We start from the raw sequence: 22,371 nt of genomic DNA, 5'->3' as shown, positions 1-22,371 counted from the left end.
TTACAGTTTCTTGGCTTTTTCCACTGCTTCTTCAATGGTGCCAACCATGTAGAACGCCTGCTCCGGCAGGTGGTCATAGTCGCCGTCCATAATGCCTTTGAAACCACGGATGGTGTCTTTCAGCGATACGAACTTGCCCGGAGAACCGGTGAAGACTTCTGCCACGAAGAACGGCTGAGACAGGAAGCGTTGGATCTTACGCGCACGGGATACGACCAGTTTGTCTTCTTCAGACAGCTCGTCCATACCCAGGATCGCGATGATATCTTTCAGTTCCTGGTAGCGTTGCAGAATGGACTGCACGCCACGCGCTACGTCGTAGTGCTCCTGGCCAACAACCAGCGGATCCAGCTGACGGCTGGTAGAATCCAGCGGGTCAACGGCCGGGTAGATACCCAGAGAAGCGATGTTACGGCTCAGTACCACGGTTGCGTCCAAGTGCGCAAAGGTGGTGGCTGGTGACGGGTCAGTCAAGTCATCCGCAGGAACGTAAACGGCCTGTACGGAAGTGATGGAACCGGTCTTGGTCGAGGTGATACGTTCTTGCAGAACGCCCATCTCTTCCGCCAGCGTTGGCTGATAACCTACCGCGGATGGCATACGGCCCAGAAGTGCGGACACTTCGGTACCGGCCAGGGTGTAACGGTAGATGTTGTCAACGAACAGCAGAACGTCACGGCCTTCGTCACGGAATTTCTCCGCCATGGTCAGACCGGTCAGCGCAACGCGCAGACGGTTACCTGGTGGCTCGTTCATCTGGCCGTAAACCAGGGATACTTTGTCCAGAACGTTGGAGTCGGTCATTTCGTGGTAGAAGTCGTTACCCTCACGAGTACGCTCGCCCACGCCCGCAAACACGGAATAACCGGAGTGCTCGATCGCGATGTTACGGATCAGCTCCATCATGTTTACGGTTTTACCTACGCCCGCACCGCCGAACAGACCAACTTTACCGCCCTTGGCGAACGGACAAATCAGGTCCATTACCTTGATACCGGTTTCCAGCAGTTCCTGGGAGCTGGACAGCTCTTCGTAGCTTGGCGCCGCGCGGTGAATAGCCCAACGCTCTTCTTCGCCGATGTCGCCTTTCATGTCGATCGGTTGGCCCAATACGTTCATGATACGGCCCAGGGTAGCTTTACCCACCGGCACTTCAATCGGGTGGTCCAGGTTGTTCACTTTCAGACCGCGACGCAGACCGTCGGAGGTCCCCATTGCGATACAGCGAACCACGCCACCGCCCAGCTGTTGCTGAACTTCCAACACCAGTTTTTCGGTGCCGTTTTCTACCTCAAGGGCATCGTACACTTTTGGTACGGCATCCTGAGGGAACTCGACGTCCACCACGGCGCCGATTACCTGGATAATCTTTCCAGTAGCCATCTTGAATCCTCTACGTAATTCGTAAACCTAGCTTAAACCGCGGAGGCTCCCGAAACGATCTCGGTGAGTTCCTGAGTGATGCTGGCCTGACGCGCCTTGTTGTATACCAACTGCAGCTCTTTGATCAGGCTACCGCCGTTATCGGTTGCGGCTTTCATCGCGACCATTCGTGCGGCCTGCTCGCTGGCCAGGTTTTCCACGACGCCCTGATAAACCTGCGACTCCACATAGCGGCGCAGCAAGGTATCAAGCAGCACTTTTGGATCGGGTTCATACAGGTAATCCCAAGGCGTTTTCTTCAGCTCTTCGTCATCGGCTGGCGGTAACGGCAGCAGCTGAAGCACCTGTGGCTCTTGGGACATCGTATTAACAAATTTGTTGCTGACAATGTACAGCTTGTCCAAACGACCTTCGTCGTAGGCCTGCAGCATCACTTTCACCGGCCCGATCAGATCCGACAGGGAAGGTTTGTCCCCCATGCCGGTCACCTGGGCAACCACGTTGCCGCCCACGGAACCAAAGAAAGAGGCCGCTTTAGAGCCAATCAGCGCCAAATCGGTTTCGACGCCTTTTTCGGACCAGGCTTTCATCTCCGCCAGCAGCTTTTTGAACAGGTTGATGTTCAAGCCGCCGCAGAGACCACGGTCAGTAGACACCACCAGATACCCGACGCGCTTAACGTCACGCTCATCCAGGTACGGGTGCTTGTACTCCAGATTCCCTAACGCAAGGTGACCAATCACTTTGCGCATGGTCTCTGCATAAGGACGGCTGGCCGCCATGCGATCCTGCGATTTACGCATTTTGGAGGCGGCGACCATTTCCATCGCTTTAGTGATCTTTTGCGTGTTTTGCACGCTAGCGATCTTACTACGTATCTCTTTTGCGCCGGCCATCTCTGCTTCTCCTCAGTGCCAGACGGCCTGCTGTCTTTCAACAGCAGGACCGTTCGGCGTTACCAGGACTGGGTTTTCTTGAAGGTCTCGAGGACGTCTTTCAACTTGCCCTCGATCTCATCATTGAAGTTGCCAGTTTGGTTGATGTGGTTCAGCAGTTCGGCGTGCTCGCGGTCCGCATAGGCGACCAGCGCGGCTTCGAAGCTCACCACTTTGGCGACTTCGACGTCGTTCAGGTAACCGCGTTCTGCGGCAAACAGCACCAGAGACTGTTGTGCAACCGACATCGGCGCATACTGTTTCTGTTTCAGCAGCTCGGTCACTTTCTGACCGTGGCTCAGCTGTTTGCGGGTCGCGTCGTCCAGATCGGAGGCGAACTGGGAGAACGCAGCCAGCTCACGATACTGTGCCAGCGCGGTACGGATACCACCGGACAGTTTCTTCATGATCTTGGTCTGCGCGGCGCCACCAACACGGGATACGGAGATACCCGGGTTAACTGCCGGACGAATACCGGAGTTGAACAGGTTGGATTCCAGGAAGATCTGACCATCGGTAATCGAGATTACGTTGGTCGGAACGAACGCGGAAACGTCACCCGCCTGGGTTTCAATGATCGGCAGAGCGGTCAGTGAACCGGTTTGGCCTTTAACTTCACCTTTGGTGAAGGCTTCAACGTATTCGGCGTTAACGCGCGCTGCACGCTCCAGCAAGCGGGAGTGCAGGTAGAATACGTCGCCTGGGTAAGCTTCACGACCTGGCGGACGACGAAGCAGCAGGGAAATCTGGCGGTAAGCAACGGCCTGTTTGGACAGGTCATCGTACACGATCAGCGCATCTTCACCGCGGTCACGGAAGTATTCACCCATTGCGCAACCGGCATATGGTGCCAGGTATTGCAGTGCAGCGGATTCGGAAGCGGTCGCCACCACCACGATGGTGTTGGCCAGTGCGCCGTGCTCTTCCAGTTTGCGCACCACGTTAGCGATGGTGGACGCTTTCTGGCCGATAGCCACGTAAACGCATTTGATGCCGGAGTCGCGTTGGTTGATGATCGCATCGATCGCCAGCGCGGTTTTACCGGTCTGACGGTCACCGATCACCAGCTCACGCTGGCCACGGCCGATTGGAATCATGGCGTCAACGGATTTGTAGCCAGTTTGAACCGGCTGATCAACGGACTGACGCTCGATAACGCCTGGCGCGATAGCTTCTACCGGAGAGAAGCCGTCGTTTTCAATCGGGCCTTTGCCGTCGATAGGTGCGCCCAGGGTGTTAACTACGCGGCCCAGCAGACCACGACCGACTGGAACTTCCAGGATACGGCCAGTACATTTAACCTTCATGCCTTCGGCCAGATCCGAGTACGGACCCATGACCACGGCACCGACAGAGTCGCGCTCCAGGTTCAATGCGATTGCGTAACGGTTGCCAGGCAGCGCGATCATTTCGCCCTGCATAACTTCGGCCAGGCCGTGTACGCGGATGATCCCGTCGCTGACGGAAACGATAGTACCTTCATTGTGAGCTTCGCTCACTACATTGAACTGAGCAATGCGCTGCTTGATCAGTTCGCTGATTTCGGTGGAATTCAGTTGCATGCTCCAGTCCCCTTAAGACTGCAAGACGTCTGTCAGGCGTTCAAGACGACCGCGAACGCTGCCATCAATCACCATATCGCCGGCGCGAACAACGATGCCGGCCAGTACAGACTTGTCAATTTTGCAATTCAGCTTAACTTTGCGTGACAGACGTTTTTCCATCGCAGCGGCGATTTTCGCCTGCTGTTCGTCGCTCAGCGCGCTCGCAGAGAGCACTTCGACTTCGACGGTGGATTCCAGCGAGGCGCGCAGTTCGATGAACTGCTGCAGCACGGCAGGAAGAACCAGTAAACGTCCATTTTCGGCCATTACACGGATAAAGTTCTGGCCATGTTCGTCGAGCCGATCGCCACAAACCGCGATGAACGTCTTGGACAGCGTGTCTGGCGCAACCGCGCCAGACAGCAGTTCAGAAATCTGTTCATTGCGAGTGACTTCAGCCGTAAACGCCAGCATCTCCTGCCAGCGCTCTACGCTTTGGTGCTCAACGGCAAAGTCAAAAGCTGCTTTGGCGTAGGGGCGAGCTACAGTTACAAATTCAGACATCAGCCCCTCCCTCCTTACAGTTCAGCGACCAGTTTATCAACGATGTCGCTGTTAGCAGCTTCATCCACGGAACGTTCGATGATCTTCTCGGCGCCGGCAATTGCCAGCATCGCGACTTGCTTACGCAACTCTTCACGAGCGCGCTTACGTTCGGCTTCGATCTCAGCCTGAGCCTGCGCCACGATTTTGTTACGTTCCTGCTCGGCTTCGGCTTTCGCTTCATCCATGATCTGAGCTTTGCGTTTGTTCGCTTGCTCGATGATCACCTGAGCTTCTGCTTTAGCAGTTTTCAGCTGGTCGGTCGCATTGGCTTGCGCTAAGTCCAGATCTTTTTTGGCACGCTCTGCAGAAGCGAGGCCGTCAGCGATTTCTTTCTGACGTTTCTCGATGGCAGCCATGATCGGCGGCCATACGTACTTCATGCAGAACCAGACAAACAGAACGAACGCGATGGCCTGGCCGAGGATTGTTGCGTTAAGATTCACAGCACAATGCCTCTTTAAAAGTTAATAGTTTGGTTACGTCGTAGAGGGTTACTCTACTTACGCGACGGCGAACATCACGTACAGACCCAGACCTACAGCGATCATCGGGATGGCGTCGACCAGACCCATAACGATAAAGAACTGTGTACGCAGCAGAGGAATCAGGTCAGGCTGACGAGCAGCGCCTTCCAAGAATTTACCACCCAGGATGCCGATACCGATCGCAGCACCGATTGCCGCTAAACCCATCATCACAGCGGCAGCCATGTACAGCAGATCCATACTCAGGTTTTCCATGACAGTCTCCAGTTTGTTTCAGTTTAAAAGTGCAAGTGTTTTAAGAAAATCAGTGCTCTTCAGACGCCATCGACAGATAGACGATCGTCAGAACCATGAAAATAAAGGCTTGAAGCGTAATGATCAGGATGTGGAAGATAGCCCAAGGCAAGCTCAGGACCCACTGTGACCACCACGGCAACAGGCCGGCAATCAGGATGAAGATCAACTCACCCGCATACATGTTGCCGAACAGTCGCAGACCCAGTGAAACAGGTTTGGACAGCAGGCTGACACCTTCAAGAATCAGGTTGATAGGAATGAATACAGGGTGGTTGAACGGCTGCATGGTCAACTCTTTAACGAACCCGCCAACGCCTTTCATTTTGATGCTATAGAACAGAATCAGGATAAACACGCCCAGCGCCATAGACAGCGTGACGTTCACGTCAGCGGTAGGCACCACGCGCAGCGCAGGCAGACCGAGATGCGCCCCGATGAACGGCAGGAAGTCTACCGGAATCAGGTCCATCAGGTTCATCAGGAACACCCAGACGAACACGGTCAGCGCCAACGGCGCAATCACCTTGCTCTTGCCGTGGTACATGTCGCGCACGCTGCTGTCGACGAAACCAACCACCAGCTCCACGGCGGTTTGCAGTTTACCCGGCACGCCGCTGGTGGCGTTTTTAGCCACTTTGCGGAAAATCACCAGGAACAAAACCCCGAGGACGACGGAGAAAAACATCGAGTCGAGGTTAATCGACCAAAACCCAGTCCCGACCTGAAGCTGCGTCAGGTGGTGACCGATATACTCCTGTGGACTGTTGTATCCCTCTGCAGACATGATGCCTCTACCCTTTATTTAGTTAATTTCGGTAACTGTTAATCACGGCCGGTGCCACTATCTGCACCACTAACACCGCTAAATAGGTCAGGCCAAGCGGTATAAACTCCGCCTTGAACACCCCCAGCGCCACGATCAGCAAAACGATGGTGATCACGACCTTTAGCCCCTCGCCGATGGCGAACGACCAGGCAACCCTACCGGGCGCCGGCGTTTGCGCCTGATGGCGCAAGGCAAACAGCATAAACATTGCACTCGGCAACCAGGCGGCGAGACCGCCTGCCAGCGCCGAAGCGCTCCATTCCGGGCTTTTCAGCCAGAAAGCAACGCTGATCAGAACAAAAGTCATTAACTGCAAAAACAGCAGTTTGCGTGCGACTTTCCCGCTGTAAAGGGACACAGACATGACGTTTGTTCTCTCCGTACCCCTGAGGGGGTATGCTGAGTGACGTATACAACTGTTTTTGCTGTCCTGAGTCAAGCAGCAAAAAACGAGCAAATTATACGGGGCATACCAACGAATTCAATCGATAAGTAGCGAAAAGGTGAACAATTATTTAAATTTCCCTATTCCAGCCTATTTTCACAAGAAAACGGTCGGAATAATAGGACGCATTTAATTGTCTGATTATTCCAGCGTTGCGTTTAGAAACGCGAAGCCGATCACAGTAATACCCCTTCCTGATTTATAGCCGATGGTCAACCAAACCGTCTTTAGCAATTTGAGCGATCAAAAGATTATATAAATCAAAACATTATCAGTTAACTGTTCAAAAACAATCCGTATACCCGACGAAAACCTTTTATTGACAAGCAGCGAGGCAATATTCCAACAGCCAATTAACATTAGCAGCAAAGGCCAATCTTTCGCACATGATTGCTAACGTGACTATTTCAAAATGCAATTACTCTATTGTCGCTAATTAGCCGCGTTTTTTGTGTTAATAGAAAGTAAATTAACTAAAAAAAGCGACCAATTAATTAGCCTGCTTATCTTTACGCTTAGTACTACCTTTAATTCACGCTTGTTTGATCAAAAACAAACTCAGTTTGCCTTAAGCACCACCAGATGGCGTTCACCTTCCAATTCAGGCACCTGAAGCCGCACAATGGATTCCAGGCTGACGCCTTCCGGCAAGTGCGCCAATTCTTCATCCGGGCGCACGCCTTTCAATGCGTAAAAACGCCCCTGCCCTTTCGCCGGCAGGTGATGACACCAGGACAGCATATCCTGCAACGAAGCGAACGCCCGGCTTATCACGCCGTCGAACGGCGGCTCGGCGGGGAACGCTTCGACGCGGCTCTGCACCGGCTCGATATTGTTCAGACCCAGCTCATGCTGCACCTGGCGCAGGAAACGCACGCGCTTGCCCAGGCTGTCGAGCAGCGTGAAATGCGCGTCCGGGCGCACGATCGCCAGCGGAATGCCCGGTAAACCGGGGCCGGTGCCGACATCGATGAAACGCGAGCCTTGCAGATGCGGGTTGACCACGATGCTGTCGAGAATGTGGCGCACCAGCATTTGCTGCGGATCGCGCACCGACGTGAGGTTATAAGCCTTGTTCCACTTATCCAGCATGCCGACATAGCCCAGCAGTTGCTGTTTCTGCTGATCGGGCAGCTCAATGCCAGCTGCCGCAAGCAGCGAGTCTAATTTTTTTTGCACAACGGATCCTCTGGCAGGCGCTGAACGACCAGCGGATGGTTAGCTGGCGCAATGAGGCGACTATGATAATTCAGGGCGCAAGTGATGTCAGCGGCCGTTTGGCTACGGGATGAACAAACGGCCGCCTGGATGCGGGATTTATGCGCTGCGGCGCAGCAGTCCCTGCTTTTTCAGCCAGATCAGCAAAATCGAGATCGCCGCCGGCGTAATGCCGGAGATGCGCGAAGCCTGGCCGATGGAGTTCGGTTTGTGATCGTTCAGTTTGGCGATCACTTCGTTCGACAGCCCCGAAACCTGACGGTAGTCGAGATCCAACGGCAGCACGGTATTCTCGTTGCGCTGCTGTTTTTCGATCTCTTCCTGTTGGCGAGCGATGTAGCCCTCGTATTTGACCTGGATCTCGACCTGTTCGGCCGCTTGTACGTCGTCCAGCGGCGGTGCGAAGGCGTCGGTGCCGGTCAACTGCGCGTAATCCATCTCCGGGCGGCGCAGCAGCTCTTCGCCGTTCGCTTCGCGCGACAGCGGTGCTTTCAGCAAGGCATTGACCTGTTCGACGTTCTCGGCGTGCGGGTGCATCCAGATGTCGCGCAGGCGTTGACGTTCGCGTTCGATTCGCTCCAGCTTCTCGCTGTAACGCGCCCAACGCACATCGTCCACCAGACCCAGCTCGCGGCCTTTTTCCGTCAGGCGGAGATCGGCGTTGTCTTCGCGCAGCATCAGACGATACTCGGCGCGTGAGGTAAACATGCGGTACGGTTCTTTGGTGCCGAGGGTGCTGAGGTCGTCCACCAGCACGCCGAGATAAGCCTGATCGCGACGTGGCGCCCAGCCTTCTTGTTCGGCGGCGAAGCGACCGGCGTTCAGACCGGCCAGCAGACCCTGTGCGGCGGCTTCTTCATACCCGGTGGTGCCGTTAATCTGGCCGGCGAAGAACAGCCCCTGAATGAATTTGCTTTCCAGCGTCGGTTTCAGGTCGCGCGGATCGAAGAAATCGTACTCGATAGCATAACCAGGGCGAATAATACGCGCGTTCTGCATTCCTTCCATCGAACGGACGATCTGCATCTGTACGTCGAACGGCAGGCTGGTGGAGATCCCGTTAGGGTAAATCTCGTTGCTGGTCAGACCTTCCGGCTCGAGGAAGATCTGGTGCGCATTGCGATCGGCAAAGCGCATGACCTTGTCTTCGATCGACGGGCAGTAACGTGGGCCGATCCCTTCGATGATCCCGGCATACATCGGGCTGCGATCGAGGTTGTTGCGGATCACGTCATGCGTTTTTTCGTTGGTATGGGTGATGTAGCACGCCATTTGTTCCGGGTGTTGGCTGGCATCGCCCAGGAACGAGAATACCGGCACCGGCGTATCGCCGTGTTGTGGCGCCAGTACGCTGAAATCGATAGTACGGGCGTCAATGCGCGGCGGCGTACCGGTTTTCAAGCGGTTAACGCGCAGCGGCAGTTCTCGCAAACGTTGCGACAGCGAGATCGAAGGAGGATCCCCGGCGCGGCCGCCGCTGTAATTTTCCAGACCGATATGGATCTTGCCGTCCAGGAAGGTGCCTACGGTCAATACCACCGCTTTGGCGCGGAATTTCAGACCCATTTGGGTGACGGCGCCCACGACGCGATCGTTTTCGACGATCAGATCTTCAACCGGCTGTTGGAAGATCATCAGATTGGGTTGGTTCTCCAACGCGGTACGGATCGCCTGGCGATACAGCACGCGATCCGCCTGAGCGCGTGTGGCGCGAACGGCTGGGCCTTTGCTGGCGTTTAGTATCCTAAACTGGATGCCGGCGTGGTCGATCGCCGTCGCCATCAGGCCGCCGAGTGCATCAATTTCCTTAACCAGATGCCCTTTACCAATACCGCCAATCGCCGGGTTACAGGACATCTGTCCCAGCGTATCGATATTGTGTGTCAATAATAAAGTCTGACGTCCCATGCGCGCCGCGGCCATGGCGGCCTCGGTACCTGCATGGCCACCACCGATGATGATGACGTCAAATTGATCTGGATAAAACATGGAACTGCACCTCGCCGTATTGCGAACGATCGTATTTGCCCTGGGGTCGGGGATTCTACTCAAGTTTAGACGATCGACCAAGTGGTCAGGATCGTCGGTAATTAAAAGAAGATCTTTTTTATTTAAAGATCTCTTTATTAGATCTCTTATTAGGATCGCGATCCTCTGTGGATAAGTGACTATTCACGATGAAGATCAGCAGATTAAGGAGGATCGTTTGCTGTGAATGATCGGTGATCCCGACGCAGATAAGCTGGGATCTAAAAGGCTTGTTATGCACAGGACAAAAAGCGCACTACGGTTGTTATTGGGATAACTACGGCTTTTACCCTGCTTTTAAGCTTAGTTATCCACAATCGTTCGCGCGATCTTTAGACGAATTAGAGTAAGTTAATCCAGTTTTTTACCCATTCCTCGGCCGGATCCTCGGGAATTTCATGCTCGGTCACGTCGATCTCGAGACGATCGCCGATCCTTTTAGCGCCTCTGGCGATCAACAGATCGTCGATCTGTTTGATCGCGCCGCAGAAGGTATCGTATTCCGAACTGCCCAAACCGACGGCGCCGAACTGCACCTCGGAAAGATCCGGCTGCTGCTCAGCGATCTGTTCCAACAGCGGCTGAAGGTTATCCGGCAGCTCGCCGGCGCCGTGCGTGGAAGAGACCACCAGCCAGCGGCCATTCAACGACAGTTCATCCAGTTCAGGGCCGTGCAGCATCTCGGTAGAGAAACCCGCGTCTTCCAGCTTTTCAGCCAAATGTTCAGCCACGTATTCGGCGCTGCCAAGCGTACTGCCACTGATCAGAGTAATGTCTGCCATGAACCAACGATCCCAACCTTCTCACTCAAAGTGGCTGCATTGTACGCTGTGAATCGGCTGGGATCTACCTGTGGATAATGTGGGTATGCAATTTGGCGGGTTACGGCACGATGGTGCGCATAATGGGGTTCTGCAGCGAGATCAGCGTTTCGGTTGACTGGATCTCGTCGATGGTCTGGATCTTGTTGATAAGTACCTGTTGCAACGCGTCGATCGATCGACACATTACCTTAATAAAGACGCTGTAGTGGCCGGTGGTGTAATAGGCCTCCACCACTTCTTCCAGGCTTTCCAGCTTCTTCAGCGCCGAAGGGTAGTCCTTGGCGCTCTTCAATATAATGCCGATAAAGCAGCACACGTCGTAGCCCAGCTGTTTGGGGCTGACGTCGATGCGCGCGCCGGTGATGATCCCGGCCTGTTTCATCTTCTCCACCCGCACATGAATGGTGCCGGGGCTGACGGCGAAGTTTTTCGCCAGTTCAGCGTACGGTGTGCGCGCATTGTCCATCAGGGCGTTGAGGATGCCGCGATCGAGATTATCGATCTGATAAATTTCCGCCATTTAATCCCCCATTAATTAACGATTGTTGAATTCTGTCCGGGTAAAAATGAACGATTAAAAGTGAAAAGGCAATATTGATTAATGGATATTGAATTGACGTGTCATTTTGTTGCTTAATCGATGTCAACAGAGACAGGTTTACAAGAGATACGGCAATGAAAAAACAGTTTATCCAAAAACAACAACAAATCAGCCAGGTCAAATCCTTCTTCTCCCGCCAGCTGGAGCAACAGCTCGGCCTGATCGAAGTGCAAGCGCCGATCCTCAGCCGTCTGGGCGACGGCACGCAGGATAACCTTTCCGGCAGCGAGAAAGCGGTGCAGGTTAAGGTCAAAACTCTGCCTGACGCCACCTTCGAAGTGGTGCATTCGCTGGCGAAATGGAAACGCAAAACCCTGGGCAGCTACGATTTCGGCGCCGGCGAGGGCCTGTATACCCATATGAAGGCGCTGCGCCCGGATGAGGACCGCCTGACGCCAATCCACTCGGTGTACGTCGATCAGTGGGACTGGGAGCGGGTGATGGGCGACGGTGAGCGCAGCCTGGACTACCTGAAAAGCACCGTGCGCAGCATTTACGCCGCGATCAAGGCGACGGAAGCGGAAGTCAGCCGTGAGCATGGCCTGACCCCGTTCCTGCCGGAACAGATCCACTTCGTACACAGCGAAACCCTGCTGCAGCGCTATCCGGATCTGGACGCCAAAGGGCGTGAGCGGGCGATCGCCAAAGAATTGGGCGCGGTGTTCCTGATCGGCATCGGCGGCAAGCTGTCGCACGGCAAATCGCACGATGTGCGTGCGCCGGATTATGATGACTGGACCACCCCGACGGCGGATGGCCTGGCGGGCCTGAACGGCGATATCGTGGTGTGGAACCCGGTGCTGCAGGACGCTTTCGAGCTGTCTTCCATGGGCATCCGCGTCGACGCCACGGCGCTGAAACATCAGCTGGCGCTGACCGGCGATGAAGAACGCATGAAGCTGGAATGGCACCAGTCGCTGTTGCGCGGCGATATGCCGCAGACCATCGGCGGCGGCATCGGTCAGTCGCGTTTGGTGATGCTGCTGTTGCAGCTGTCGCATATCGGCCAGGTGCAGTGCGGCGTGTGGTCGCCGGAAGTGCGCGGGGCGGTCGAAGGCCTGCTCTAACCGCCTAGCGCCGCCATCGGCGCATTAAACGGCTTTTCAGCCCGGTATCAAAGCGCCAGATATGATCGAAGATGCGCATGATGCCGGGTTTGCCGTAGGCGGACATCGCCACCGCATGGAAACGCTGCTGGTGGCTTTGCTGCTGTTGTTTCACCTTCTTTATTACCTCCTCCGGCAACCGCTGGGCGATAAAATCGGAAATGATCACCGCATCGGCGTCGAACCAGCCGCTCTCCGCCATTTTGGTGACGGTGGCGTTCAAGCAGGCCGCCAGATCGGTGCCGCCGCGAAACTGCTGACCGAGAAAACGCACGGCCTGCTCGATGCCGCTGGCGGCGGTGAGTTCGTAATGCACGATCTGGTTGGCGAACAGCATGATGTAGCAGCGGCGGTTGTCCGCCAGCGCAATGCGCAGCAGCGCCAGACAGAACGCCTTGGCGCACTGTTCGTTGAAGCCGCCCATCGATCCTGAGGTGTCCACGCAGACGATAAACGGCCCGCGCGGCTGCTGATCCTGCTGCTGGTGGGTGACCTGACGGATCAGGATCTGTTCCTGCCAGACGTCGCCCTGCAGACGGTAGCTCAGCAGTCGCTTTTCCAACAGACGGCGATAAAACTCGAATTCCAGCTCTTCAATCCCCAGCGTCGCCAGCTCCGGCGGCAGCAGACGCAGGATGTCGTCGCTCTGATGAATGCCGCTCACTTCTTCCGGCAGCGTGGCCGGCACCTGCACCATGACCCTGAACGGCTCCGGCTGCGCGTCCTGTTGCTGCACCGCCTTGGCCTGATAGCTGCGGCCCAGCTGCTGCGCCAGCTTTTTCAGCTCCGGCTGCTGCTGCAAAAAGTTGCCATACTCCACCAGCCGCTGGTAATCGCCGCGCTGCAGCTGGCCTTTGCTCATGTCCCACAGCCTGCCGGCGGCGGTGTCGTTTTCCGACAGCAGCGGCTCCAGCGCGCCGCTCAGCGCCAGGCGCTCCTGCAGTTCCGCCATCAGCTGCTCGCGCTCTTGTTCCAGCAACTGGTGGTGCAGCATAGTGGCCTGCAGCGTCAGGCTGATGCGCCAGCGCTGCAAGAACAGGGTTTGGAAGCTGTCGTCCAGCGGGTGATTGGGCAGATCGGCGGCGTCCACCAGAGCGCGTGCCTGTTCATAAAACGGCGAGACCAGCTGACGCAGAAGCTCCATCGTGTCATTGAGGTTGTGATAGAACTGGGTGTTGTTCTCCAGCTGGCACTGTTGGTAGCGGTAAAATTCCTGCGCCAGCGCCGGCGGCACCATGGCCTCCTGCAGACGCTCCTTGAGCTGCAGTTTCCAGCGTGGCAGATCGCGATCCAGCGCCCGGCGAAGGGCCGGAAACTTTTTAAAGAACACCGACAGCTGCGGCGCCGCCAGCATGCCGACGATCATCTCCTCGATCATCTCGCCTTCGGTGATCGCCAGAAGCAGATCGAGCGTCTCCAGACTGAGCATGGTTACTGGCCGCGCATTTGCTGCTGTTGCTGTTTAACCTGTTCCGCGACCTGCAGCAGACTGGCTTCGATCTTGGCCAGGCCAGCGGCAGGCGTGAACAGACAGGGCTGATGTTGGCTGAAGGCGCGGCGCTGCTCCGCCAGGCGCTGGGCCAACGCGTCCATTTCATCCAGCAGCGCCTGCGGCGTGGCGGTGGCCTGTTTGCCCGGCAGCGCCAGCAGCGAAGGCTGGCGGCTGACGTCCAGCACCGTCAGGTGCAGTTGGTCATCGACGTCCAAATCGATCGGCTGCGCGAAGCCAATGCCGTTCAGCTTGGCGCGCACGTCGCCGCCTTTTTGCAGCCAGTTATCCAGCACGCTGCTCTCAATGCTCAGATGGTTGACCTGAATGTCATGCAGCTGCAGCGGTTTTTGCAGCAGCAGGGTGAGGGTGCCGCCGGCGAACGGCGTGGCCGGCGCATATTGCGGTTTGCGGCTGAACATGCCGCCCTTTTTCACCAGGCTGATGGCCTGCCGATCGCTTTGCTGCTGCTGGTCCTGCAGCCAGCGGGTATGGATCTGTTGCAACTGGATCAGCATCGACTGCTGCTGATAGGCCGACTCGGTCAGCAGCTGATCGATCTGCTGTTGCAGCAGCTTCAGCGAGGTGAGATCGTGCCACAGGCAGTCTTTCAATAGCATCAGGTCGAGCGGGGCGATGGCATCGCGCCCGCTGAAGAAGGCGCAGGCCTGCAGCAGACGCAGGGCTTTTTTCCAGCGCCGATCGGAGACGTATGGCGCCTGCTCCAGCGCGTCCAGCCGCTGACGCAGCTGGAAAATCAGCTCAAAGCAGGCTTCCGGCAGCGCCACCTTGTCGATCTGCGGCTGCCACTGCAGAAACTCTTCGTCGCTGATGCTCAGCGCCGCCGGCACCGGGTTTTGGCTTTCGCTCTGGCGGTTGACCAGCAGCGAGCGGAAATTCTGTTTATCCTGCACCTTGTCCAGCCACAGGCGGATAAGCATACGGTCATATAAGGCTTCGAGGCTGTTGTCCGCTTCGGGCAGTTCGTTGGAGGCGGTGACCAGCAGGCGCAGCGGGATCGGTTCTTCGCTGTTGCCGTTGCGAAAGCGCCGTTCGTTGATCGCCGTCAGCAGGGTGTTGAGGATCGCCGGGCCGGCCTTCCAGATCTCGTCCAGAAACACGATCTCCGCTTCCGGCAGATAGCCGGCGGTCAGGCGCTGATAGCGCCCTTCGTCTTTCAGCGCCTGAATCGAGAGCGGGCCGAAGACCTCTTCCGGCGTGGAAAAGCGCGTCATCAGGTATTCAAAGGAGCGGGCGTTGCGGAAGGCAAACTTCAGCCGGCGCGCGATCAGGCTCTTGGCGATGCCGGGCGGGCCGAGCAAGAATACGCTTTCGCCGCTCAGCGCCGCCAGCAGGCACAGGCGGATTGCCTCTTGCCGCTCATAGAGGCCGCTCTCCAGCGCGCTGCTGAGGCGGGAAATTCGTTCTGCCAGAAGGGATGATGGCGTCATATAATCGTCGTATTGTCCGAGAGTTAGCCAATCTTGGTCGATAATTCGATGATAAACCACCATTATTTTTAATGGTATAGCTTATTGATTAGTAAAATTTTTCTCAGTTGAGTCGGATATCCGGTTCACATTTTGTTTATTTTTCGGCTCTGATATAAGGGTAGGCAAGCCGTATAAATGGTGCATACTGTGCGGCTTTCTGGTGGGCGTGACGGATCTTTGAGCCCGTATTTTGCCTGATGCGGATGCATCGCTAACGGATGTTCTGATAAAGAAACGAATTATGAGCGCAGAGCATAAGCAGTCCCTATCGGCGGTAACCCTGGCTGCCATCGGCGTGGTCTACGGTGATATCGGCACCAGTCCTCTCTATACGTTGAGAGAGTGTTTCTCCGGCCATTACGGCTTCGATGTTCGTCCAGACGTGGTTTTCGGCTTCCTGTCGCTGATTTTCTGGATGCTGATCGTGATCGTTTCCCTCAAATATCTTACCTACGTGATGCGGGCGGACAACGCCGGCGAAGGCGGCATTTTGACGCTGATGTCGCTGGCCGGGCGAAATACCTCGGCGCGCACCACCGCAGTGCTGGTGATACTGGGCCTGATCGGCGGCAGCTTCTTCTATGGCGAGGTGGTGATCACCCCGGCGATCTCGGTGATGTCGGCGATAGAGGGGTTGGAAATCGCCGCGCCTGCGCTCGACGCCTATATCGTCCCGCTCTCGATTCTGGTGCTGACCCTGCTGTTCGTTATCCAAAAACACGGCACCGGCAGCGTCGGCAAGCTGTTCGCCCCGGTAATGCTGCTGTGGTTCATCGTGTTGGCGGTGCTGGGCGCGCGCAGCATCATTTCGAACCCGGAAGTGCTGCAGGCGCTGAATCCCAAATGGGCGCTCAACTTCTTTATGGAATATAAGAAGGTGTCGTTCTTCGCGCTGGGGGCGGTGGTGCTGTCTATCACCGGCGTTGAGGCGCTGTATGCCGACATGGGGCACTTCGGCAAGTTCCCGATCCGCCTGGCCTGGTTCACCGTGGTGCTGCCTTCGCTGGTGCTCAACTACTTCGGCCAGGGGGCGCTGCTGCTGAAAAACCCTGAGGCGATCAAAAACCCGTTCTTCCTGCTGGCGCCCGACTGGGCGCTGATCCCGCTGCTGATTTTGGCGACCCTGGCGACGGTTATCGCTTCGCAGGCGGTGATTTCCGGCGTCTTCTCGCTGACCCGCCAGGCGGTGCGCCTGGGGTATTTGTCGCCGATGCGCATCATTCACACCTCGGAAATGGAATCCGGCCAGATCTACATTCCGGTGATCAACTGGACGCTGTATCTCTCGGTGGTGCTGGTGATCATAGGTTTCGAGCACTCCAGCAACCTGGCGGCGGCTTATGGTATCGCCGTCACCGGCACCATGGTGCTGACCAGCATTCTGGTCACCTCGGTGGCGATCAACAACTGGCACTGGAACCGCTTCCTGGCGATCGGCATCGTGACCATATTGCTGATCATTGACGTGCCGATGTTCTCCGCCAACGCCCTGAAGCTGTTCTCTGGCGGTTGGTTGCCGCTGACCTTGGCGCTGGTGATGTTCATCATTATGACCACCTGGAAGAGCGAGCGCTTCCGCCTGCTGCGCCGCCTGCACGAACACGGCAACTCGCTGGAGGCGATGATCGCCTCGCTGGAGAAATCGCCGCCGGTGCGGGTGCCGGGTACCGCGGTGTTCCTGTCGCGCGCCACCAACGTCATTCCTTTTGCGCTGCTGCACAACCTGAAGCACAACAAGGTGCTGCATGAACGCGTGGTGCTGCTGACGCTGCGCACCGAGGATGCGCCTTACGTGCACAACGTGCGCCGGGTGACCATCGAACAGCTGTCGCCGACCTTCTGGCGGGTGGTGGCCAGCTACGGCTGGCGCGAAACGCCGAACGTCGAGGAAGTGTTCCACCGCTGCGGGCTGGAAGGGTTGCCGTGCCGCATGTCGGAGACGTCGTTCTTCATGTCCCATGAGTCGCTGATCCTCACCAAGCGGCCATGGTACCTCTACCTGCGCGGCAAGCTGTTCGTCGCTCTGAGCCGCAACGCGCTGCGCGCGCCGGATCAGTTTGAGATCCCGCCGAACCGGGTCATCGAGCTCGGCACGCAGGTCGAGATCTAACCCGCCTGACAGGGGCTCAGCATGGCTGAGCCCCTTTTGTTTGCGCTTTTTCCACGCGCGAACGAAACGTTTCGATAGCGATCACACTTCTGCATTGTCCCGGTTGCCTTCCCCTGCCGTTTTTTTAAACTCCTCCAGAGAGCGAAACGTTTCGCTAGCGGAGTGAGAAGATGAAAAAAGGCGTATTACTGAATTCCGACGTGTCTGCCGTGATTGCCCGGCTGGGGCACACCGATCAGCTCACCTTGTGCGATGCGGGCCTGCCGATACCGGCGGCGACGCAGCGCATCGATCTGGCGCTGACGCAGGGCGTGCCGACCTTCATGCAGGTGTTCGCGGCGGTCACGCAAGAGATGCAGGTAGAAAACGCCATCCTGGCGGAAGAGATCGTGAAACAAAATCCGTCGCTCCACGAGGCATTGTTGGCTGAACTGACCGCACTGGGCCAACGCCAGGGTAATACCATCAGCGTGCGCTATATCAGCCATCAGGCGTTTAAAGCGCAAACCGAGCACAGCCGGGCGGTGATCCGCAGCGGAGAGTGTTCGCCTTACGCGAACGTGATCCTGTGCGCCGGCGTAACTTTCTGAGGCGCGTATGCAACCTTTACTGCAACTGAAAGGGATTGATAAAGCCTTTCCCGGCGTGAAGGCGCTTTCCGGCGCCGCCCTCAGTGTTTATCCCGGCAAGGTGATGGCGCTGGTGGGGGAAAACGGCGCCGGGAAGTCCACCATGATGAAAGTGCTGACCGGCATCTACCAGAAAGACGCCGGCAGTCAGTATTTTCTCGGTAAAGAGGTGGTATTCAACGGGCCTAAGGATTCGCAGGAAGCGGGCATCGGCATTATCCATCAGGAGCTGAACCTGATCCCGCAGCTGACGATTGCGGAAAACATCTTCCTCGGCCGCGAGTTCGTCAACCGTTTCGGCCGCATTGACTGGAAGCGCATGTACGCCGAGGCCGATCGCTTGTTGGCGCGTCTCAACCTGCGTTACAGCAGCCACCGGCTGGTGGGTGAGCTGTCGATTGGCGATCAGCAGATGGTGGAGATCGCCAAGGTGCTGAGCTTCGAATCGAAAGTGATCATCATGGACGAACCGACCGATGCGCTGACCGACACCGAAACCGCCTCGCTGTTCAAGGTGATCAATGAACTGAAGGCCGAAGGGCGCGGCATCGTGTATATCTCGCACCGCCTGAAAGAGATTTTTGAAATCTGCGACGACGTGACCGTGTTCCGCGACGGGCAGTTCATCGCTGAGCGGCCGGTGAGCGAGCTGCAGGAAGATTCGCTGATAGAGATGATGGTCGGCCGCAAGCTGGAAGAACAATACCCGCGCCTTGATTTGCCGCGCGGGGAAAAGCGGCTGGACGTCAGCCACCTTTCCGGACCCGGCGTTGAAGACGTCAGCTTTACGCTGTACCGCGGCGAGATCCTCGGCGTGGCCGGGCTGATGGGCGCCGGGCGCACTGAATTGATGAAGATCCTGTACGGCGCCGCGCCGCGTAAGGCCGGCACCGTCAGCCTGGACGGCCGCGACGTGGTCACCCACTCGCCGCAGGACGGGTTGGCGAACGGCATCGTCTATATCTCGGAAGACCGCAAGCGCGACGGCCTGGTGCTGGGCATGTCGGTGAAGGAAAACATGTCGCTGACCGCGCTGCGCTACTTCAGCCGCGCCGACGGCAGCCTGAAACAGGCCGACGAGCGGCAGGCGGTGGGGGATTTCATCCGCCTGTTCAATATCAAAACGCCGTCGATGGAGCAGCCGATCGGCCTGCTTTCCGGCGGCAACCAGCAAAAAGTGGCGATCGCCCGTGGTTTGATGACCCGGCCGAAAGTGCTGATCCTCGATGAGCCGACGCGCGGTGTCGACGTCGGCGCCAAAAAAGAGATCTATCAGTTAATCAACCAGTTCAAGCAGGAAGGGCTGAGCATCATTCTGGTGTCTTCGGAAATGCCGGAGGTGATGGGCATGAGCGATCGCATTCTGGTGATGCACGAAGGGCATCTCAGCGGCGAGTTCCCGATTGAACAGGCCACCCAGGAAGCGTTGATGGCGGCAGCCGTCGGCAAGCAATACGGCGTAAAGCAGGAGTAATCAGATATGAGTTCCCAGACTATCGCAGCCAAGCGCTGGTTCAGTAAAGAGTGGCTGTTAGAGCAGAAGTCGTTGATTGCGCTGCTGGTGCTGATCGCCGTGGTCTCTTCCATGAGCCCGAACTTCTTCACCCTGAACAACCTGTTCAATATTCTGCAGCAGACTTCGGTGAACGCCATCATGGCGGTGGGGATGACGCTGGTGATCCTCACGTCCGGCATCGATCTGTCGGTAGGATCGCTGTTGGCCCTGACCGGCGCGGTGGCGGCGTCGATCGTCGGCTTTGAGGTCAACGCGCTGGTGGCGGTGGCGGCGGCATTGGCGCTGGGCGCTGCGATTGGCGCCTGCACCGGGGTGATCGTCGCCAAAGGCAAAGTGCAGGCCTTTATCGCCACGCTGGTGATGATGCTGCTGCTGCGCGGCGTCACCATGGTGTACACCAACGGTAGCCCGGTCAACACCGGTTTCACCGACGTGGCCGACACCTTCGGCTGGTTCGGCATCGGCCGCCCGCTGGGCGTGCCTACACCGATCTGGATCATGGCGATCGTGTTCATCGCCGCCTGGTATATGCTGCACCATACGCGCCTGGGCCGCTATATTTATGCCCTGGGCGGCAACGAAGCGGCGACCCGCCTGTCCGGCATTAGCGTCGATAAAGTGAAGATTATCGTCTACTCGCTGTGCGGCCTGCTGGCGGCGCTGGCCGGGGTGATCGAAGTGGCGCGCCTGTCGTCGGCGCAGCCGACCGCCGGCACCGGCTATGAGCTGGACGCCATCGCCGCCGTGGTGCTGGGCGGCACCAGCCTGGCCGGCGGCAAGGGGCGCATCGTCGGCACGCTGATCGGGGCGCTGATCCTCGGCTTCCTGAACAACGGCCTGAATTTATTGGGTGTTTCTTCCTACTACCAAATGATCGTGAAGGCAGTGGTGATACTGCTGGCGGTTCTGGTAGATAACAAAAGCAACAAGTAACCTCCCCCTACAGGAATCACGATGATGAAAATGAAAAAACTGGCAACCTTAGCTTCCGCCATCGCGCTGAGCGCCACCCTGAGCGCCAATGCCATGGCCAAAGACACCATCGCGCTGGTGGTGTCCACCCTCAACAACCCGTTCTTCGTCTCGATGAAGGATGGGGCGCAGCAAGAGGCCAACAAGCTGGGCTACAACCTGGTGGTGCTGGATTCCCAGAACAACCCAGCGAAAGAGCTGGCCAACGTGCAGGATCTGATGGTGCGGGCGCCCAAGCTGCTGTTGATCAACCCGACCGACTCCGATGCGGTGGGTAACGCCATCAAGATGGCCAACCAGGCTAAGATCCCGGTCATCACGCTGGACCGCGTGGCGAGCAAGGGTGACGTGGTGAGCCACATCGCTTCGGATAACCGCGTGGGCGGCAAAATGGCCGGTGATTTCATCGCCAAGAAAGCGGGCGCCGATGCCAAGGTGATTCAGCTGGAAGGCATCGCCGGCACCTCTGCCGCGCGTGAACGCGGTGAAGGCTTCAAGCAGTCGCTGGATCAGAATAAATTCAAACTGTTGGCCAGTCAGCCGGCCGATTTCGATCGCACCAAGGGCCTGAACGTGATGCAGAACCTGCTGACCGCGCACCCGGATGTGCAGGCGGTGTTCGCCCAGAACGATGAAATGGCGCTGGGTGCGCTGCGCGCGCTGCAAACCGCCGGTAAAACCGACGTGATCGTGGTAGGCTTCGACGGCACCGCTGACGGCGTGAAAGCGGTCGAAGGCGGCAAGCTGGCGGCGACGGTGGCGCAGCGTCCCGATCAGATCGGCGTGATCGGCGTGGAAACCGCCGATAAAGTGCTGAAAGGCGAAAAAGTGCCGGCGACTATCCCGGTCGATTTGAAACTGGTCACTCAGTAAGTCATACCAGCGCCATCGGAACGGGGCGTTTACGATGGCGCGCAATTCAGGAATCAATGCGATGGAAACAGGTAAGCTGGTGGTTCTTGGCAGCATCAATGCCGACCATATCCTCAATATTGAACAGTTCCCCCACCCGGGCGAGACGGTGATCGGGAAACAGTATAAGGTGGCGTTTGGCGGCAAGGGTGCGAATCAGGCGGTGGCGGCCGGGCGCAGCGGGGCGGAGATCGCCTTTATCGCCTGCGTAGGCGCCGATGATATCGGCGAGCGTATCCGCCGGCAGCTGGCGAGCGATCGCATTGATACCCAACCGATTGAAGCCATCGCCGACAGCACCACCGGCGTGGCGCTGATCTTCGTCAACGCCGAAGGCGAGAACGTGATCGGCATCGATGCCGGCGCCAACGCCGCGGTGACGCCGGATTATCTGGCGCGCTACCAACAAAAAGTGATCGACGCCGATGCCCTGCTGATGCAGCTCGAGTCGCCGCTGGAGACGGTGATCGCCGCCGCCCGCCTGGCGAAACAACATCAAACGCAGGTGATCCTCAACCCGGCCCCGGCGCGTGAGCTGCCGGACGAGCTGCTGGGCATGATCGATATGATCACCCCGAATGAAACCGAAGCCCAGCGCCTGACCGGCATCGCCGTGGACAACGAAGCGGATGCGGCGCGTGCGGCGCAGGCGCTGCACGACAAGGGCATCGCGACGGTGATCATCACCCTCGGTAGCCGCGGCGTGTGGCTGAGCGAAAACGGCAACGGCAAACGGGTGCCCGGTTTTAAGGTGCAAGCGGTGGATACCATCGCCGCCGGCGATACCTTTAACGGTGCGCTGGTGACCGCCCTGTTGGAAGGCAAGATCATGGCTGATGCGGTGCGTTTCGCCCATGCGGCGGCGGCGATCGCCGTGACCCGCCCCGGCGCGCAACCTTCGGTGCCCTGGCGTGAAGAGATCGACGCCTTCTTGCAGCAGCAGGGGTGATCC

Annotated in this window: 21 protein-coding genes; 7 read left to right on the top strand and 14 right to left on the bottom strand. The window is 57.4% G+C overall.

The window, feature by feature from the left end:
* From atpD to asnC, 12 genes are all read right to left on the bottom strand, one after another.
* Entirely contained in the window at window positions 1–1,383 is a 1,383-nt protein-coding gene (gene atpD, locus ACMGGW_RS22740; RefSeq protein WP_004933813.1) for a F0F1 ATP synthase subunit beta, read from the bottom strand.
* 32 nt (window positions 1,384–1,415) lie between these two features.
* Window positions 1,416–2,279: a F0F1 ATP synthase subunit gamma gene (atpG, locus tag ACMGGW_RS22735; protein WP_004933811.1), complete on the bottom strand. Its 864-nt coding sequence runs from the start codon at window positions 2,277–2,279 to the stop codon at window positions 1,416–1,418.
* Between the two features lie 59 nt (window positions 2,280–2,338).
* A complete protein-coding gene (gene atpA, locus ACMGGW_RS22730; protein ID WP_025304742.1) occupies window positions 2,339–3,880 on the bottom strand; it encodes a F0F1 ATP synthase subunit alpha in 1,542 nt (513 codons plus the stop codon).
* Between the two features lie 12 nt (window positions 3,881–3,892).
* Window positions 3,893–4,426, bottom strand: coding sequence for a F0F1 ATP synthase subunit delta (atpH, locus tag ACMGGW_RS22725; protein ID WP_127146949.1), 534 nt, complete (start codon window positions 4,424–4,426; stop codon window positions 3,893–3,895).
* A gap of 14 nt (window positions 4,427–4,440) precedes the next feature.
* Window positions 4,441–4,911, bottom strand: a complete 471-nt coding sequence (gene atpF, locus ACMGGW_RS22720) for a F0F1 ATP synthase subunit B (protein WP_004933804.1) — start codon at window positions 4,909–4,911, stop codon at window positions 4,441–4,443.
* 57 nt (window positions 4,912–4,968) lie between these two features.
* Window positions 4,969–5,208: a F0F1 ATP synthase subunit C gene (gene atpE / locus ACMGGW_RS22715; protein ID WP_004093904.1), complete on the bottom strand. Its 240-nt coding sequence runs from the start codon at window positions 5,206–5,208 to the stop codon at window positions 4,969–4,971.
* A 49-nt stretch (window positions 5,209–5,257) separates the two neighbouring features.
* Complete coding sequence (atpB, locus tag ACMGGW_RS22710; protein ID WP_025304740.1) at window positions 5,258–6,034, bottom strand: F0F1 ATP synthase subunit A; 777 nt, start codon at window positions 6,032–6,034, stop codon at window positions 5,258–5,260.
* Window positions 6,035–6,056: 22 nt separating this feature from the next.
* Window positions 6,057–6,440: a F0F1 ATP synthase subunit I gene (atpI, locus tag ACMGGW_RS22705; protein WP_025304739.1), complete on the bottom strand. Its 384-nt coding sequence runs from the start codon at window positions 6,438–6,440 to the stop codon at window positions 6,057–6,059.
* Window positions 6,441–7,079: 639 nt separating this feature from the next.
* Window positions 7,080–7,700, bottom strand: a complete 621-nt coding sequence (rsmG, locus tag ACMGGW_RS22700; protein ID WP_025304738.1) for a 16S rRNA (guanine(527)-N(7))-methyltransferase RsmG — start codon at window positions 7,698–7,700, stop codon at window positions 7,080–7,082.
* A gap of 138 nt (window positions 7,701–7,838) precedes the next feature.
* On the bottom strand, window positions 7,839–9,728 hold the full coding sequence (gene mnmG / locus ACMGGW_RS22695; RefSeq protein ID WP_043140713.1) for a tRNA uridine-5-carboxymethylaminomethyl(34) synthesis enzyme MnmG: 1,890 nt from the start codon (window positions 9,726–9,728) through the stop codon (window positions 7,839–7,841).
* A 380-nt stretch (window positions 9,729–10,108) separates the two neighbouring features.
* Window positions 10,109–10,549: an FMN-binding protein MioC gene (gene mioC, locus ACMGGW_RS22690; protein ID WP_049207101.1), complete on the bottom strand. Its 441-nt coding sequence runs from the start codon at window positions 10,547–10,549 to the stop codon at window positions 10,109–10,111.
* 100 nt (window positions 10,550–10,649) lie between these two features.
* Window positions 10,650–11,111, bottom strand: coding sequence for a transcriptional regulator AsnC (asnC, locus tag ACMGGW_RS22685; protein WP_004933786.1), 462 nt, complete (start codon window positions 11,109–11,111; stop codon window positions 10,650–10,652).
* Between the two features lie 155 nt (window positions 11,112–11,266).
* On the opposite strand from asnC, the gene asnA reads away from it, so the two are divergent.
* Window positions 11,267–12,259 (top strand): aspartate--ammonia ligase, encoded by a 993-nt coding sequence (gene asnA, locus ACMGGW_RS22680; RefSeq protein ID WP_060434930.1) that lies wholly within the window; start codon window positions 11,267–11,269, stop codon window positions 12,257–12,259.
* A 4-nt stretch (window positions 12,260–12,263) separates the two neighbouring features.
* Here the strand turns inward: asnA and viaA are convergent, their stop codons facing one another.
* Both viaA and ravA read right to left on the bottom strand, forming a co-directional pair.
* The gene (gene viaA, locus ACMGGW_RS22675) at window positions 12,264–13,727 is read right to left on the bottom strand and encodes an ATPase RavA stimulator ViaA (protein ID WP_004933781.1); all 1,464 of its coding nucleotides are present in this window, start codon (window positions 13,725–13,727) and stop codon (window positions 12,264–12,266) included.
* Window positions 13,728–13,729: 2 nt separating this feature from the next.
* Complete coding sequence (ravA, locus tag ACMGGW_RS22670) at window positions 13,730–15,238, bottom strand: ATPase RavA (protein ID WP_025304733.1); 1,509 nt, start codon at window positions 15,236–15,238, stop codon at window positions 13,730–13,732.
* A gap of 283 nt (window positions 15,239–15,521) precedes the next feature.
* On the opposite strand from ravA, the gene kup reads away from it, so the two are divergent.
* The 6 genes from kup (at window position 15,522) to rbsK (ending at window position 22,368) form a co-directional block, all read left to right on the top strand.
* The gene (kup, locus tag ACMGGW_RS22665; protein ID WP_089196370.1) at window positions 15,522–17,390 is read left to right on the top strand and encodes a low affinity potassium transporter Kup; all 1,869 of its coding nucleotides are present in this window, start codon (window positions 15,522–15,524) and stop codon (window positions 17,388–17,390) included.
* A 170-nt stretch (window positions 17,391–17,560) separates the two neighbouring features.
* Window positions 17,561–17,980 carry a D-ribose pyranase gene (rbsD, locus tag ACMGGW_RS22660; RefSeq protein ID WP_147823466.1) on the top strand — a complete coding sequence of 140 codons (420 nt, stop codon included), beginning with the start codon at window positions 17,561–17,563 and terminating at the stop codon, window positions 17,978–17,980.
* Between the two features lie 7 nt (window positions 17,981–17,987).
* Window positions 17,988–19,493 (top strand): ribose ABC transporter ATP-binding protein RbsA, encoded by a 1,506-nt coding sequence (rbsA, locus tag ACMGGW_RS22655; protein WP_025304731.1) that lies wholly within the window; start codon window positions 17,988–17,990, stop codon window positions 19,491–19,493.
* Window positions 19,494–19,499: 6 nt separating this feature from the next.
* Window positions 19,500–20,468 (top strand): ribose ABC transporter permease, encoded by a 969-nt coding sequence (gene rbsC, locus ACMGGW_RS22650; protein WP_025304730.1) that lies wholly within the window; start codon window positions 19,500–19,502, stop codon window positions 20,466–20,468.
* A gap of 24 nt (window positions 20,469–20,492) precedes the next feature.
* A complete protein-coding gene (gene rbsB, locus ACMGGW_RS22645; RefSeq protein ID WP_025304729.1) occupies window positions 20,493–21,380 on the top strand; it encodes a ribose ABC transporter substrate-binding protein RbsB in 888 nt (295 codons plus the stop codon).
* Between the two features lie 61 nt (window positions 21,381–21,441).
* Window positions 21,442–22,368 carry a ribokinase gene (rbsK, locus tag ACMGGW_RS22640; RefSeq protein ID WP_089181458.1) on the top strand — a complete coding sequence of 309 codons (927 nt, stop codon included), beginning with the start codon at window positions 21,442–21,444 and terminating at the stop codon, window positions 22,366–22,368.
* Window positions 22,369–22,371: the final 3 nt, after the last annotated feature.

Source organism: Serratia sp. BNK-4 (assembly GCF_048685115.1).
Taxonomy (GTDB): Bacteria; Pseudomonadota; Gammaproteobacteria; order Enterobacterales; family Enterobacteriaceae; genus Serratia; species Serratia bockelmannii.
Note: the sequence above shows the minus strand (reverse complement) of the source record. Positions and strands in the feature narration are given on the sequence as shown.

Coding starts and splice junctions, on each gene's coding strand:
- ravA (WP_025304733.1), bottom strand. CDS start 15,238: ATGACGCCATCATCCCTTCTGGCAGAACGAATTTCCCGCCTCAGCAGC.
- atpB (WP_025304740.1), bottom strand. CDS start 6,034: ATGTCTGCAGAGGGATACAACAGTCCACAGGAGTATATCGGTCACCAC.
- kup (WP_089196370.1), top strand. CDS start 15,522: ATGAGCGCAGAGCATAAGCAGTCCCTATCGGCGGTAACCCTGGCTGCC.
- rbsB (WP_025304729.1), top strand. CDS start 20,493: ATGAAAATGAAAAAACTGGCAACCTTAGCTTCCGCCATCGCGCTGAGC.
- mioC (WP_049207101.1), bottom strand. CDS start 10,549: ATGGCAGACATTACTCTGATCAGTGGCAGTACGCTTGGCAGCGCCGAA.
- rbsK (WP_089181458.1), top strand. CDS start 21,442: ATGGAAACAGGTAAGCTGGTGGTTCTTGGCAGCATCAATGCCGACCAT.
- atpG (WP_004933811.1), bottom strand. CDS start 2,279: ATGGCCGGCGCAAAAGAGATACGTAGTAAGATCGCTAGCGTGCAAAAC.
- rbsC (WP_025304730.1), top strand. CDS start 19,500: ATGAGTTCCCAGACTATCGCAGCCAAGCGCTGGTTCAGTAAAGAGTGG.
- atpI (WP_025304739.1), bottom strand. CDS start 6,440: ATGTCTGTGTCCCTTTACAGCGGGAAAGTCGCACGCAAACTGCTGTTT.
- viaA (WP_004933781.1), bottom strand. CDS start 13,727: ATGCTCAGTCTGGAGACGCTCGATCTGCTTCTGGCGATCACCGAAGGC.
- atpA (WP_025304742.1), bottom strand. CDS start 3,880: ATGCAACTGAATTCCACCGAAATCAGCGAACTGATCAAGCAGCGCATT.
- atpH (WP_127146949.1), bottom strand. CDS start 4,426: ATGTCTGAATTTGTAACTGTAGCTCGCCCCTACGCCAAAGCAGCTTTT.
- mnmG (WP_043140713.1), bottom strand. CDS start 9,728: ATGTTTTATCCAGATCAATTTGACGTCATCATCATCGGTGGTGGCCAT.
- rbsD (WP_147823466.1), top strand. CDS start 17,561: ATGAAAAAAGGCGTATTACTGAATTCCGACGTGTCTGCCGTGATTGCC.
- asnC (WP_004933786.1), bottom strand. CDS start 11,111: ATGGCGGAAATTTATCAGATCGATAATCTCGATCGCGGCATCCTCAAC.
- atpE (WP_004093904.1), bottom strand. CDS start 5,208: ATGGAAAACCTGAGTATGGATCTGCTGTACATGGCTGCCGCTGTGATG.
- asnA (WP_060434930.1), top strand. CDS start 11,267: ATGAAAAAACAGTTTATCCAAAAACAACAACAAATCAGCCAGGTCAAA.
- rbsA (WP_025304731.1), top strand. CDS start 17,988: ATGCAACCTTTACTGCAACTGAAAGGGATTGATAAAGCCTTTCCCGGC.
- atpD (WP_004933813.1), bottom strand. CDS start 1,383: ATGGCTACTGGAAAGATTATCCAGGTAATCGGCGCCGTGGTGGACGTC.